Genomic DNA, 14,478 nt, shown 5'->3' with positions numbered 1-14,478 from the left:
ACAAAATGTGGCTGTTGCAAAATTGACTAATTTTTTAACAGCCACATTTTTGTCTTATTATTAAACTCATCTAAATAGATATAGCAACATAAAAATCGGTGATATAAACACAACTAATGACAATAATAATTGGTAGCATTGCTTGAATGTTAGATTCTCTAGTTTTTCACTGCACCGTCTAAAATTAAATACATAACAAATACGAAAAATGTATACTCCCAAAAAGCCCCCCAAAGTGCTTAATATCACATCATTAATGTTGAATTCTTTTACCGCAAACAACTTAAACAACTCAATTATGAATGCTAAAACAGCACATAAGACGGTAGGTATACTTCTGTTTTTCTTCCTGTCGTAATAAAGAGTGGCAGCAAAATAGCCTATTGGGATGTATAAAATTATATTTCCAAACAATGCAACTATGCTATAGCTGTCTCCCTGAAATACTCCATAGAGACGTATAATACATTCAAAAAAAGGAATATAAATAATATTCATATCCGTATGTCTGATTCCTTCCAACAGATAATTTCCCAATGTAATGCCTAAAACAAATACCACGCTAATCATCAAGCCAAGCATGTGGCGCTTTACATGAAGCCCATAAGATTTTTTATGTAATAAATTCCCTTCTAAATAAAATACATGATAAGCATAAATAAATGCCACGGACAGAATCCAAAAGTTAACACTGTAAATAAAATGATTCAATATATATTGCAATTCCTATTCCCCCTTACCATCCGTTCGTTGTTATACTAAGTTAAGCTTATTTACTCATGATATGATCATAGCTTTGACAAACAATAAATACCAATGCAATATAAAACAGACTTAACATGCAGATCGAATAATAATAGGGACGTAAACCTATCATGGACAACGTACCTATTCCGATTAAGCACGATATCATAAATGAGACGAAGCAGTTTAATAATAACTTCAATGTATTTGTTATCTTGATTTTCTCTAAATTTGTGTCTGATGCTAAAAAGCTATCCTCTTGGTACCATTTACTTCTTGTTGTAAAGTATATTACACCCATGACAATACCTCCAATGATTCCTAATGACAGATAGATATCCTTATATCCAGGCTTAAAATACAATGCTTTGCTCTCTTTTCTCATACAACCCTGACTATAATAATTAATCTTTGCTTTGTTTACCAATTGTTGAATAATTACTTGCTGCATATCATAATTTTCTATACTATTAGTATAAAAATAACAGGAGGTTTTTATATAGCTCAGCCATTGAACAAATTTATTGGAAGTATCCTCCTCACTGATGTGAAACAGAGGCGCTATGATATATTTATCTAAGATGATACTCTCATCTTTATACTGAATACTTGCTCCCTTATTGTAAAAACCTGCCACATAAGCGTCGAATTCTCCATAAACCAAATAATTAATAGGAAAGGTATCCCCTATTTTTAAATAATTACGATAATCATAGCCCAATATAACAGGCATGGTTTTTCTTTCCTTATAAGAAAAATCGTCCGCCTCAAATGAATCACCTTCTAAAATAAACCCAGTAACTACATTAGAACGAAATGTTAATTCACCGATTTGGATTGAAAGCAAGGGCGTATCATATTGATTGTTAATTAACTGATTCACTTGACCTGCAGCAAATTCATCAGAGCCATGAAATTCTCCCCGATAGTCTATTTGTTGTTTGGCCACTTCCATATAATTTAAATGCTTTGATGAAATGATTTCCTCATAAAATGCAGACAGTTTATCACAATAGGATGCCTGTCCCAGATAATAGGAAAATTCCTGCTCAGAATTAGAATAATTGTAGTCAATATCAATGTATCCGGCATCAGCATATGTCTTATTTGTATTACACACCTCTTGATAATCCATAAAAGAATCACTCAGACAAACAAAAAAAGAAAAACACGCAGTTCCTAATATAAAAATAAGTGCCGCTACTCTCTTAACCATAATTATCTCCTTACCTTATAACCACAAATCACTAATTTGGTTCTCTGACAATTACATATCGTTTTATTTAAAACCTTTAACTTTTCAAATAATATCACACCAATATTTTTATTGCAACATATTATCTCAATTAATTTAAATTTGTTTAATAATTAAAATTATTTTTATTTTATGCCGAATATTGTCGTATTGTGTTTATATTATTTCATTTTTCAATAAATTGTTTACGTATTTTATAAGACATGTTATATTTATTAATAGGTAGTATGCATTTTACTTTCACACATACCGCATTGTCACATGTACTAATTATAAATTGTTAAGGGGGGATTTATATGAAGAAACATAAAAAAATCTTTTCACTATTAATCTGTGCGGCGTTATTATTGACCTCAACTACTATTTCAGCCGCCAATTCCAAAAAGATTACAGATACAAGCAAACGAATCTGGACAACCTTAGACGGAGAGGTCTATGCAAATGGCTATGTTACTGCAGAAGCCGAGCATTCAACAACGGTTCAATTAACCTATAACGGGACAACGAAAACAGATAAGAATATCGGATGCGGGCAAGTTTTTGCAACTACAGGCTCCTTTAAATTTACTAATGCTGCAAAAGCCTACGCCGCCTCTTATAAAATGAGCTGCCATTTATACTATAGCTTTGACTTATAATAATAGAGTGAAAGTTCTTGCATACATAATCAATCCTCTGTCCCCTCATTTAGAAAGGACAGAGGAACTTTTAGAACTGTATAATAATAACGATTTCATTCCTTTCGGTTCTTTATCTTTCCATCAGTTTGCAAAACATTTGAATCATTTGTTCTCTTAATTGATTGTTAAGTAAAGTATTTAAACCAATCGTGATTAAAAGACAAATACCTGCCCATATGAAGAAGCGGCCTAATTGAAAGAATGTATTTGCAGCAATTTCCATAGTTTTCGCCAAAAAAGAAATTTTCTTTACAATTACTGTTTTCGCTTGACCATCATTTTCGTACTGTCTTACAATAATATCTATCTTTTTTCTTTGCAGGCGTTTTCTGACCTGACTTCTTTTATACTTTGTTTTTAATTTTCTAGGCTTGCAATTAATTACCTCACTCAAAAAATCCCTCCTTTGAATGCTTATCTGTTATAAATGAAATGTTGAATAAATTGCGCTGAAACCGCGCTAAGATTTTAACTTGATAAATATAAGAATTATAATTTTTATCATAACAGCATTTCTATCAAAAATCAACTGTTTTATGTCTCAGATATTATAACCGTAATCTTGATCTAAATTAAACTTTGCCGTTCTAGTTAACGGTCACTTGATTAATTTCATTGTTATTTTCTTCATTAGCATTAAAAACTCTATTCTTTCCTCTATATCTAATGTTTCCAATATTTTACCAAACACTTGATGCTCATACTCTATATGTTCTTTTTGCGTCTGGATTCCTTTCTCCGTTAAAGAAAGTCCATATGATCTTAAATCCTTTTTCGTGATGGTACGAAAAAGATATCCTTTCTCTTCCAGCCTGTTAATTGTATTGGTAAGGGTACTTTTGGGTAAATTAAGTATTTCACATATACTTTTTAAAATAATATCCGGATTTTCTGAAACAATATGTATCACACTAATTTCATTCGTTGTTAATTCTAAAAAATTAGGATATTTTTGTTTGAAATCCTTCTTTTGATCTAACATCAATATTTGATGCCATAATGCATTAAATTCTTGTACTTGCTGATTAAATATCAAATTCTCCATATTGTTCACCTGTAAATAATTATTCCTTTCATTTTAAATTTCAAACTAAAAATCCAACAATACAAAAAAACATTATAATTATCAAAGTAAAAATTTGCGTTTTTTTCAAAAGAATTGCTTTTACATCTTTTTTGTATTGCTGATATTCTTCTCGAAACACTGGCTGTAATACTCTCTTTTCCTCAATAATAGCATTCATATATGTTCCTGCTGTCATTAATAACGCTATCATGAGTCCATCAAGTGAACGTAACGAAAGAAGCGTTCCCATATACAAAATAACAAATGTTCCGTACATCGGATGACGCACCACAGCATAATATTCATCTTTCAACAAGCGTTTAGGTATCTCATCATTTTCATTTTTCACACTATGGTTTTGAATCGATATGTTAAGCAATCGAATGGAACCATAGTATATCATAAGGAGCCCAATAATAAAATATATTAAATCAATTTTTACAAACTTTAGGCGTTCAAACGTAAACCAAGATTGTGCATCGTTCCACGCATAAGCATCAGAAAGATAAGAAATTGCAAATTTTAAAAATATATATATCATCGTATACCACACAGTACTACTTAGTAAAATCCAGCAAACTCTTATCAGATGACATTCCTTTAGTTTCTTATAATGTTTATCAAAATGTAGCCTCTCTTCATATTTAAGCATAATTCTCTCCTCGACTTTTATAAATGGTTATTTCTGATATGTTCCATCCATTCTTCCCAATGCCACCATTCTGATATATCGCTTACTATAAGTATGCATAATATAGCAAGCACGATTATAATCGTTTTGAGTAAAACTTTCTTCCAATTATTCATAGTATACCTTCTCTCATACTGTTTGATCAAATTTTGTTCCATGTCGGTATTGTACCATTACGGTACTTTATTGTCAATGTGATTATCTATTTTAAATAAGAGTTTGCATAAAGAACTATTCTACATGTATCGCATTTGTTTCACAAAATTAAGTATGAAAACATAATATTATAGCATAGTACTTAGTATGAGGCAGACGATATTGTTTGTTTCGTAACAAAAAATTATAAAGGGGACATATTATGTGTGGTATTGCAGGATTTTTTAATCCATTTGAGCATTATTCAGATTCATCTTTGCACTATAATGATATATTAAATCGCATGAATTTGGTACAAAAGCATCGTGGTCCTGACGATGATGGCACTTATCTTTCAGACACCTTCGCTTTTGCCCACGTAAGATTATCAATTATCGACCTATCTGGCGGACATCAGCCAATGACGAGAACATATTATAGCAGCAATTACACCATTGTTTACAACGGTGAGCTGTATAATACAGATGAGCTTAAATCAGACTTAAAAGCCAAAGGGCATACTTTTCAAACGACCTGTGATACTGAGGTGATTTTAATTGGATTTATCGAATATGGTCCTGATTTTGTAAAAAAGCTAAATGGGATATTTGCTTTTGCCATTGCAGATGAAAGAACAAATGAGCTTTATCTATTCAGAGATCGTTTTGGTATTAAGCCATTGTACTATACTCACATGAATGATACAGTGATATTTTCTTCTGAGATAAAAGGAATTTTTGAGCATCCATTTGTCAAGCCACAGCTTGATATCAGTGGACTGAATGAAATCTTTAGCATCGGTCCTGCCAAAACACCCGGCGTTGGTGTATTTAAGAATATAGACGAAGTCCTGCCCGGATATTTTTGTAAATGCAGCAAGGATGGACTTACCTTACATCAATACTGGAAGTTAGAAGCCCATGAACATAGCGATTCCTTAGAAGAAACAATTGAAAAAACCTCTTACCTCGTACAGGATTCGATTAAGAGGCAGATGGTTTCTGACATTCCGATTTGTACCTTTCTTTCAGGGGGAGTGGACAGCAGCTTAGTTTCTGCCATTTGTTCGAATGAACTAAAAAAGAAAAATAAACAGCTTGCAACCTTTTCCTTTGACTTCGTAAATAACAACCGATATTTTAAATCCAATCACTTTCAGCCCTCTCAGGATCGACCATGGGTAGAGAAAATGGTTAAGTTTTTAGATTCTAATCATATTTATCTAGAATGTGATAAGTTGAGTCTTGCTGATAAGCTTACAGATTCTGTCAATGCTCACGATTTACCAGCAATGGCTGATGTTGATTCTTCCATGCTGTATTTTTGTTCCTTAGTAAAACAGTATAATGCTGTTACTCTGACTGGAGAATGTGCAGATGAAATATTCGGCGGTTATCCTTGGTTTCATAAAGAGGAATGCTTTCATGCAAATACATTTCCATGGACTATGAATCTGGAGCCTCGTAAGACATTGCTAAAAGAGGATTTTATCCATGAATTGAATATGGAGGAATACGTAGATGCTGCCTATAAAAATTCTATTCAAGAAACACCAAGACTGGAGGGCGAAAATCAAACAGAGGTTCGTCGAAGAGAAATTTCCTATCTAAATATAAAATGGTTTATGCAAACTCTGCTGACCAGAATGGATCGTTGCAGCATGTATTCCGGTCTGGAAGCACGCGTTCCTTTCGCTGACCATCGATTGGTTGAATATGTATTTAATGTTCCTTGGTCAATGAAGTTTCATAATGGTGTAGTAAAAAGCTTATTAAGAGAATCTGCCGCCGGTCTTTTGCCAGAAGAAATTCTCTACCGAAAAAAATCTCCATATCCCAAGACTTATGACCCGGGTTATGAAAGCCTTCTTGCGAAAAAACTAATTGAAGTCATTGAGGAACCATCCTCTCCGATTCTTCAATTTATCGATAAAACCAAAGTTTACTTTTTTATCAATACACCCTCTGATTATGGTTTACCATGGTATGGACAGCTTATGGCCGCACCACAATTGATTGCCTATATGCTGATGATTAACTACTGGCTCTTGAAATATGATACCAAAATACTAATATAGCTTCATAGCTTTCTTTATTGATTCATTATGCCTTGGTAAATAAAAAAAGAAGAAAGTAAATTTTTTATTCACTTTCTTCTTTTTTTATTTACGCATCTTAACATTTCTGATTTTTCCCTTAATTGTTTTGCCTTGTAACTCTTTAAAAACTTGTTCTCCCTTACCATTTAATATTTCCAAATAAGTCAGGCTGTCCCTGATATCGATTATTCCGATGTCGTCGCCGACAATTCCTTTTATGCTGCATACTGTTCCAACAATATCTCCTGCTCTTAGTTTTGACTTTCTTCCACCACTGATGCAAATCTTTGTAATCTGACTATTAAAAATAGCACCTTTTTTTGCCTTATAAGCCCTCTTTTTCTGCTGGTGCTGATAGAATTCTTTTTTCTTTTCTTCATTGATGATTGGAATATCAAGTACTGTGATTGTCACACCTGTGTACTCTTCTATTATTTTTTGTTGTCGTCTTTCCGATTCTTGAATAAAACTAATTGCTTTACCTGATTTACCATTTCTTCCGGTACGGCCTATTCTATGAACATATGCTTCTTTGGACGTAGGTAAGTCGTAATTAATGACATGAGTAATATTGTCAAAATCGACTCCTCTTGCCGCCACATCAGTTGCAATCAAATAGCGATATCTGCCTTCTTGAAATTCATCAATCGCTTTTAGCCTTTGTTGCTGGTCAATCAAACCATGAAGCATACTGCATTGTATTTTTACTTTTGTAAGCTGCCTGTATAGCACATTTACCATTTCTCTGGTTGCACAAAATATCATACAGTTTTCTGGTTCTTCCTTCATCAACACCGCCAATAAATCTTCTAATTTATCTTCATTTTCTGAATAATAACCTTCTTGGATCACGCTATCTACTGTTTTTGTATTGCTTTCAATCATAATTTCTATCGGATTTGTTAAATAATGATCGGCCAGATTTTTTATATTTTCACCCATAGTAGCGGAAAACAGCATTGTTACCTGCCGATTGTTCAAATAGCTTATTATTTGTTTTACATCATCTATAAATCCCATATCCATCATTAAATCAGCTTCATCAATAATCAGATATTTTATTTTATCGGTTTTTAAGGTGCCTCTTCTAAGATGATCCAGAACACGTCCCGGTGTTCCAACTAAAATATTAGCTTTCTGTTTTAAGGTAATTACTTGCTTATCAATCGGAAAGCCACCAAATATTGCACAAACCTTCAGTCTTTTTTTTCTGCCTATATTAAATATTTCTTCCTTTACCTGATTGGTCAGCTCTCTTGTAGGCTCCAGCACAAGTGCCTGCGCAAGCTTTTCATCCCATACAACCATTTCACATAGCGGAATTGCAAAGGCGGCTGTCTTACCACTTCCTGTTTTGGATTTCGCAACGATATCTTTATTTTCGAGTGCATAGGGAATGACCCTTTCTTGAATTTGTGTCGGAGTTGTATAACCAAGCATTGTCAGTGCCTCTATTATTTCATTGCTTAGTTGATATTCTTCAAATTTATTTTGCTTCATCTGTTCTTTTCCCGTCTTTATTTATTGTATTAGTGTCCACACTGTCAATTCTTATTCTCTTATTTATCCACAAATATAAAACTCATTTTAACATATCTCCTATATTGAAACAAATTTCATAAAATATTCTACAAAATTTCCTCCTATGACCTTTTTTACTGTATCTTCCGAACAGCCTTCTCTTAAAAGCTGTGCACTGATTAAAATTAATTCGGCATGATTCTTAAGACAATCCATTGGCTCTATTTCAAACTCTCTTCTTGGTAATGCCCTCTCATAGGAATCACAAAGGTCAAGTCCAAATCCAATATGGTTTTCCCCAACCAATCTTATAATGTACTGAATGTGGTCACACATCTTATGGATTGGGTTATTTATGGAATGCACACCTACAATGGATTTGTAAGCGTTCAAGCCAATTACACCTCCTCTTTTTGCTAACGCCTGAATCTGATTATCGGTCAAATTGCGATAACTCATATGTACGTTTCTTGCATTGGAGTGAGTAGCGATAAAAGGCTTTTTCGTCCACATAAGAACATCTTCAAAGCCATCGTCATTTAAGTGGCTGACATCGACAAACATATTAAGCTGCTCAAGCATTTGCAGCGTTTGAATACCAAGCTTTGAAAGTCCTCCCCTGATATCCTCTAATTTGTCAGCCCTACAGCACCCCTCTCCCAAATAATTCCTTCTGCTCCAGGTTAGACTCGCTCCACGTACACCCATTGCATAAAGTGCTCTTAATATGCTGCAATCATTGGTAATAATATCAAGTCCTTCCAAATACAATATAATGCCAATTTTATGCTCACTTATTACCATTTGCATATCCATTTTACTCTGAACCAGTATCACTTCTTCCTTTATTGTTTCAATATCTTTAAGCAAAGCACTAATTTGCATCAGAGTCAGTTCGAATCCTCTGGCAGGCAACTGTTTCGTCGGGATGAATACGGAGGATACAATAAAAGTAATTCCGGCTTTCTTAAAATTTTCAAGGTAATGATTTTTAATCACTTCTCTTTCCCCACCTTGATATCGTTCGTATATTTCAGCGGCAAGGTCTAAATGAGCATCCACTACCGGATTATACTGATGTAAAAAAAAAGCTTTTTCATCATATTTATCTACAAAACAATTCACACAAAGCATATCCTTTCCACTTAATTTATTAAAACACTTATTGCTATCATAGCATACAATACTAATATAGTCATGCATGACTTAATTTGTAATTCGATTGACTGGAGGTTATTTATGAAGCATCTATTTCCCAAAATATTGGTTGCCGGCTATGGCACTAAGGTAAACAATTACGTATCCGCATTAAAGCACATGAACATGTATCCAACTGTTGCATTTTCAGATCCTCATTCTGCAAAAGATAGTTCCCCTTTGATTCTTAATATTTCAAACGATATTTTATCTTTTGACGGACTTCTTCTCCCCGGAGGTGGTGACATCGATCCAAGCTTTTTTCATGAAACAAATAACGGTTCTGTCAATATCGATTTTGCACTGGATACAATACAGTTTCAATTATTAGATCTATTTGTCGGTGCCAAAAAACCCGTTCTCGGCATTTGTAAAGGTATGCAGGTCATTAATGTTTATTTTGGAGGAACGCTGATTCAAGATCTGGCATGCAAAAAAATGCACGCTTGGGAAAAGGAAGACAAGGTACATTCCTCCTTTTCTATTCCAAATACCTTTCTTTCTGACCTGTATGACGAGACATTCATGGTAAACAGCGCTCATCATCAAGGAATTGGCAATCTTGGCGCAAATATTATGATTGCACAAAAGGCCTCTGATTATGTGGTTGAGGCGATTTATCATAAAACTCTGCCAATTATAGGTGTACAATGGCATCCTGAGAGAATGAGCTTTGATAAAAAGAGAGAAGATACCGTAGATGGTCAAAAAATTTTTGAATATTATAATAATTTGTTTTTAAGGAAAAATTCTGCTAATTGAAACTGATACTCTTCATCAATATCTATGGAGTCTTTTTCTTCCATGATAAGGGGAAATACCTTTCCTCCATAGAAACCTTTATTCTCTAGAAAAAAATGGGTTGAGGTCAAATAGATTGCCCCATTGATTCGATATTCCTGTACCTCATCCTGCCTTCGTATTTGTTTTTTATCTAGGAATTTTGTTTTTAGTTCCCCATTTTGCATAAGCTTCACCGTTAAGTACGAAGGATACTCTGCTTTACAAATACTGATAACCGAATCAGCTCTTTGTTTCGTTAAAATATTTACACTATCTAGAATATGGCTCTCATTTCTTAGAGGTGAGGTTGGCTGTAAAAGTATCACGTAATCAAAGTTCTTGCCTTGTACTCTCATTTCATTTAAAACATGTAGCATCACATCATTGGTAGCTGCTTCATCACTTGCTAACTCCTTTGGTCTTAAAAATGGAACACTTGCACCATAATCTTTTGCCACTTTAGCATATTTCTCATCGTCAGTGGATACCACAATTTCATCAAATATCTGAGCACGATGACAGGCTTCAATGGTATAAGCCATAAGGGGCTTATTTCCTAAATTTTTAATGTTCTTGTCTTTGACTCCTTTTGATCCGCTTCTTGCGGGTATGACTGCTAAAAATGTTTTATTATGATACATTACAAGCTCTTATCCATATCATAGAATTTCTTTTTTAGGTTGATTCCACTCTTAAGTGTATTCTTCATTATTGTTACGATTTGGCTGCTTGTGTCTTCTCCTTCAAAGGGATTTCCTTTTTCTATCTTATTCCAATCAAAGGAGATAGCTGTTTGTATTGCAGCAATTATTTCTTTTGTTGAATAAGCACAGCCGATAACAGAACCTGGCTTTACCCTTCCCTTTTGTCTGCTTCCAATGTCAATTGCAGGTACTTTCATATAGGGCGCCTCTAAAATACCGCTGGAGGAATTTCCAATCACCATTTGGCTATGTCTCATCAGACTTAGATATACAAGTGTTCCAAGTGAGGTAAAGCAAGCTGCTCTTTTCCTATTTCTATTTACATAATCTTCTACTAAATGATTCATTCTGATTCCACCTGTATCAGAGTTGCTTTTCGTAAATATTACATATAACTTGGGGTAAAATTCAAGTGCTTTTGCAAGTATGGTAAATTGATTCTCCACCTGCTGATTATCAAGTGTTTCTGGGTGCAAAGTTACCAAGGCATAGGGCTGCTTTAATGAAAGTTTTAATACATCCTTAAGCTCTTTTCTTGAAAGCAGTTTCATTTTCTTAATATTCTCAATTCCCAATGCTCCTACCTGATACACACGCTCTGGTTCCTCTCCTAGCTGTATGACTCTTTGCCTGTATTCCTTGGCACTGGTAAAGTGAAGATAGCTCATTTTGGTAATTGCATGCCGCATACAATCGTCATACGCGCCTTCGGTAATTTCTCCACCATGAATATGGGCAATCGGAATTTTATGAAAAACCGATGCACTTGCTGCTGCAAAAATCTCATATCTGTCCCCAAGTAAAAGCAGCATATCAGGCTTTAATCTATCATATGCCTCTGAAAGACCTATCATTTCAATACCAATTGATTTGCATATTCCTGACGCTGAATCAGTCGCTAAGTTCATTTCAATTCTTTCATCAATTTGTATTCCATCTTGTTCTATTTCATGATAGGTTAGTCCATACCTCGTATCCAGATGCATACCCGTTACAATCAATTGCAGTTCTAAATCCTCATCCTCTTTTATTCGTATCATAATACGTCTTAATAAACCATATTCAGCCCGACTTCCAGTCACCACACATATTTTCTTCATTCCTCAATCCTTTCATCCTTTTCATAATCTCTAACGGCCTCATTCCCAAGTAAACCAGTTAGCTTCATGGGAGAAATTCCCATGCCACATCGCTTTGCGCAAAGATTATCATAGGTAAAAGGTTCACCCTTTTTTATTTTTTTTGCTGCAACCAAACTTTTTCTTACAAATTCTTTGTTCTTTAATTCTGATTCTGTTGGTCTTTTTACCCCATCTCCCAAAGCTTGCTCAATATTTCGAATGGCATCTGCCATTTGCTTAAATTCCTTTGGTTCCAAACTTATTTTATGATCTGGCCCAGGCATGGATTGATCTAGAGTAAAATGCTTTTCTATCACGCATGCTCCAAGTGCAGTTGCTGCTATTGCTGCTTCCAATCCCAATGTATGGTCAGAATAACCTACCTCCTTTTGAAACCTTTGCTTCAACGTACACATAGCCTTGAGATTTACTTCTTTCACTGGCGTTGGATAGGCACTGGTACAATGAAGCAAGATAAGATTTTGTGATGAGTGCTTTAACACTTTTAATGCATCTGCTATTTCATCTATGGTTGCCATTCCTGTAGACATAATGATTGGCTTATTCAAAGAATCTATTTTTTTCAAATAGCTATAATTTGTGATTTCACCTGATGGAATCTTAAAGATATTAAGTCCAAGACAGTCAAGAAACTCAATACTGTCTTCGTCAAAGGGAGTGGACATAAACTGTATGTTTTTTTGACCGCAATAATGATACAGTGCTAAGAAATCTTCCTTGGATAGTTCTAATTCCTTTAGCATTTCATACTGAGAGATCGTATTTTGGGTATACTGTTTCTGATAATCTGCTTTCTTTGCATCTGAAACTGCCAGTTTTTTTGCCTGAAAGGTCTGAAATTTTATAGCGTTGGCTCCAGTCTCACTGGCCGCATCGACTAAGCTTTTGGCTATATGTAAGTCACCATTATGATTCACTCCTGCTTCTGCAATAATCATAACTTTATTCATAGCGTCTTACCTCCTTTGCCGGACTTCCATAGGCTAATTGATTGGAAGCAATATGCTTTAAGACCAAACTCCCCGCACCAATTAAAGTATCCTTCCCGATTATAATATTTTGCAGAACGGTAGAATGTGCACCAATGTGTGTATTTTCCTTTACCCAGACATTTCCACATAGTACACATCCGGGAGCGACATGAACAAAATCTTCTATTTTGTTCCCGTGCTCTAGGACAGTCGCTGTATTGATGATACATGCACTCCCAATCCGTACATTCGAATTTATTACTACTCCTTTTCCTATAAAATTTCCTTCTCCCATTCTTACATCGCTTGCCAAAACTGCACTTTCATCTATGATATTTGGAAAATTGTAGCCTATTTTTTTACATTCTTCATATATCTTTTTCCTAGACTCGGTTCTTCCGATACTTCCTACTGCAATTGCTGCGTTTCTCACCCCCTGATTAAAAAAATATACTAAATCCTGATCCTCACCGATGATTTCGATTCCTAAAACACGGGTATTTATTTTATCTTTGCGTTCGATGATACCAACGATGTTGAATCGTTTCATGGATTTTATGGAATCAATCATGCTTTGTGCATGAGCACCCCCACCGATTAACAAGATATCCTCCATCATAATTTTAACCTCTCCATCATTTTTTTCATCTCACTAAATTCCCCCATATCAAGCCAGGTGCTATCCATTACCGGATAAGCCCCGACTCTATCGCCGTGTTTCATGCAGGAGTGAATCAGCTCTGGCATATCAAAATATTGATTCTTCGGTATATAGTTTAAAATTTCTTTCTCTAGTACATAAAAGCCTGTATTAACTAAAAGCTCATAATTGGGCTTTTCACTTAATGAGTTGACCAGTCCTATTTCATTTAATGTAACAACTCCATATGGAATCTCATAACTTTTTAAAGCTGTCACAATGGTGATCTTATTGTGCTGCGCTTTATGGTGGAGTAAGAGTTTGGCATAATTAATATCCAATAAAATATCGCAGTTACTGACAAAGAAACTCCCATTCATCTCATCCTTAACAAGTTTTAAAGCTCCTGCGGTTCCAAGCGGTTTATCCTCCTCAATAAAATGCAGTTGATACGGAATCTCTCCATTAAAATAGGCTTTTATCATTTCCTTTTTATAATGGATGGTAAAATAAAACTCTGCAAAACCATACTCCATAAATTTATTCATGATTCTTTCTACAATTGGAATATCTCCAATTGGAATAAGAGGCTTTGGAATTATTTTTGTATAAGGATATAATCTTGTTCCTTTTCCACCTGCCATAATAACAACAGGTGTTTGAAAGCCTTTGCAGTCATATGCCTCATGATCCTTTCTTTCGTTCCAAAAAATAATATCGGTCACCTCATGCTCATCATTAACGAGAGGAATCCCTTCTATTTGTTTTTCCTCCATCAGTTCAAATGCCAATGGACTATCTTCTTTTTTTAGGAATTTGCTGATCTCCATACCTACCCTTCTTTCAAACGC

The 14,478-nt window shown here is 34.6% G+C and carries 16 protein-coding genes; 3 read left to right on the top strand and 13 right to left on the bottom strand.

The features are described from left to right. Window positions 1-66: 66 nt before the first annotated feature. On the bottom strand, window positions 67-723 hold the full coding sequence (locus tag C8E03_RS04780; protein WP_110290457.1) for a VanZ family protein: 657 nt from the start codon (window positions 721-723) through the stop codon (window positions 67-69). Window positions 724-769: 46 nt separating this feature from the next. Then, window positions 770-1,960 carry a hypothetical protein gene (locus C8E03_RS04775; protein WP_110290456.1) on the bottom strand — a complete coding sequence of 397 codons (1,191 nt, stop codon included), beginning with the start codon at window positions 1,958-1,960 and terminating at the stop codon, window positions 770-772. Between the two features lie 335 nt (window positions 1,961-2,295). Here C8E03_RS04775 and C8E03_RS04770 point away from each other — a divergent pair, with 335 nt between their 5' ends. Continuing rightward, entirely contained in the window at window positions 2,296-2,637 is a 342-nt protein-coding gene (locus C8E03_RS04770) for a hypothetical protein (RefSeq protein ID WP_094377280.1), read from the top strand. 112 nt (window positions 2,638-2,749) lie between these two features. Here the strand turns inward: C8E03_RS04770 and C8E03_RS04765 are convergent, their stop codons facing one another. The 4 genes from C8E03_RS04765 to C8E03_RS21855 form a co-directional block, all read right to left on the bottom strand. Next, window positions 2,750-3,073 (bottom strand): hypothetical protein, encoded by a 324-nt coding sequence (locus tag C8E03_RS04765; protein WP_094377281.1) that lies wholly within the window; start codon window positions 3,071-3,073, stop codon window positions 2,750-2,752. A gap of 204 nt (window positions 3,074-3,277) precedes the next feature. Next, window positions 3,278-3,724, bottom strand: a complete 447-nt coding sequence (locus C8E03_RS04760; protein WP_110290455.1) for a MarR family winged helix-turn-helix transcriptional regulator — start codon at window positions 3,722-3,724, stop codon at window positions 3,278-3,280. Window positions 3,725-3,764: 40 nt separating this feature from the next. Beyond that, on the bottom strand, window positions 3,765-4,397 hold the full coding sequence (locus tag C8E03_RS04755) for a methyltransferase family protein (protein ID WP_110290454.1): 633 nt from the start codon (window positions 4,395-4,397) through the stop codon (window positions 3,765-3,767). A 17-nt stretch (window positions 4,398-4,414) separates the two neighbouring features. Next, a complete protein-coding gene (locus C8E03_RS21855) occupies window positions 4,415-4,552 on the bottom strand; it encodes a hypothetical protein (RefSeq protein WP_170122892.1) in 138 nt (45 codons plus the stop codon). 242 nt (window positions 4,553-4,794) lie between these two features. Here C8E03_RS21855 and asnB point away from each other — a divergent pair, with 242 nt between their 5' ends. Next, complete coding sequence (asnB, locus tag C8E03_RS04750; protein ID WP_110290453.1) at window positions 4,795-6,648, top strand: asparagine synthase (glutamine-hydrolyzing); 1,854 nt, start codon at window positions 4,795-4,797, stop codon at window positions 6,646-6,648. Between the two features lie 84 nt (window positions 6,649-6,732). Here the strand turns inward: asnB and C8E03_RS04745 are convergent, their stop codons facing one another. Continuing rightward, the gene (locus tag C8E03_RS04745; protein WP_110290452.1) at window positions 6,733-8,169 is read right to left on the bottom strand and encodes a DEAD/DEAH box helicase; all 1,437 of its coding nucleotides are present in this window, start codon (window positions 8,167-8,169) and stop codon (window positions 6,733-6,735) included. Window positions 8,170-8,268: 99 nt separating this feature from the next. Beyond that, the gene (locus C8E03_RS04740; protein ID WP_170122891.1) at window positions 8,269-9,315 is read right to left on the bottom strand and encodes a dipeptidase; all 1,047 of its coding nucleotides are present in this window, start codon (window positions 9,313-9,315) and stop codon (window positions 8,269-8,271) included. Between the two features lie 114 nt (window positions 9,316-9,429). Here C8E03_RS04740 and C8E03_RS04735 point away from each other — a divergent pair, with 114 nt between their 5' ends. Next, window positions 9,430-10,149: a gamma-glutamyl-gamma-aminobutyrate hydrolase family protein gene (locus tag C8E03_RS04735; RefSeq protein WP_170122890.1), complete on the top strand. Its 720-nt coding sequence runs from the start codon at window positions 9,430-9,432 to the stop codon at window positions 10,147-10,149. Here C8E03_RS04735 and C8E03_RS04730 read toward each other — a convergent pair. From C8E03_RS04730 to C8E03_RS04710, 5 genes are read right to left on the bottom strand one after another with little or no spacing between them, the layout of a single operon-like run. Continuing rightward, window positions 10,110-10,811, bottom strand: coding sequence for an acylneuraminate cytidylyltransferase family protein (locus C8E03_RS04730; protein ID WP_110290449.1), 702 nt, complete (start codon window positions 10,809-10,811; stop codon window positions 10,110-10,112). The two genes, C8E03_RS04735 and C8E03_RS04730, sit on opposite strands and share 40 nt — an antisense overlap. Next, window positions 10,811-11,974, bottom strand: coding sequence for a UDP-N-acetylglucosamine 2-epimerase (neuC, locus tag C8E03_RS04725; RefSeq protein ID WP_110290448.1), 1,164 nt, complete (start codon window positions 11,972-11,974; stop codon window positions 10,811-10,813). The genes C8E03_RS04730 and neuC overlap by 1 nt, the downstream gene beginning before the upstream one ends. Continuing rightward, on the bottom strand, window positions 11,971-12,966 hold the full coding sequence (neuB, locus tag C8E03_RS04720; protein WP_110290447.1) for an N-acetylneuraminate synthase: 996 nt from the start codon (window positions 12,964-12,966) through the stop codon (window positions 11,971-11,973). The genes neuC and neuB overlap by 4 nt, the downstream gene beginning before the upstream one ends. Then, complete coding sequence (locus C8E03_RS04715) at window positions 12,959-13,606, bottom strand: acetyltransferase (RefSeq protein WP_110290446.1); 648 nt, start codon at window positions 13,604-13,606, stop codon at window positions 12,959-12,961. The genes neuB and C8E03_RS04715 overlap by 8 nt, the downstream gene beginning before the upstream one ends. After that, complete coding sequence (locus C8E03_RS04710) at window positions 13,603-14,457, bottom strand: nucleotidyltransferase family protein (protein ID WP_110290445.1); 855 nt, start codon at window positions 14,455-14,457, stop codon at window positions 13,603-13,605. The genes C8E03_RS04715 and C8E03_RS04710 overlap by 4 nt, the downstream gene beginning before the upstream one ends. Between the last annotated feature and the right edge of the window lie 21 nt (window positions 14,458-14,478).

The organism is Lachnotalea glycerini, from assembly GCF_003201285.1.
Lineage (GTDB): Bacteria > Bacillota > Clostridia > Lachnospirales > Lachnospiraceae > Lachnotalea > Lachnotalea glycerini.
Note: the sequence above shows the minus strand (reverse complement) of the source record. Positions and strands in the feature narration are given on the sequence as shown.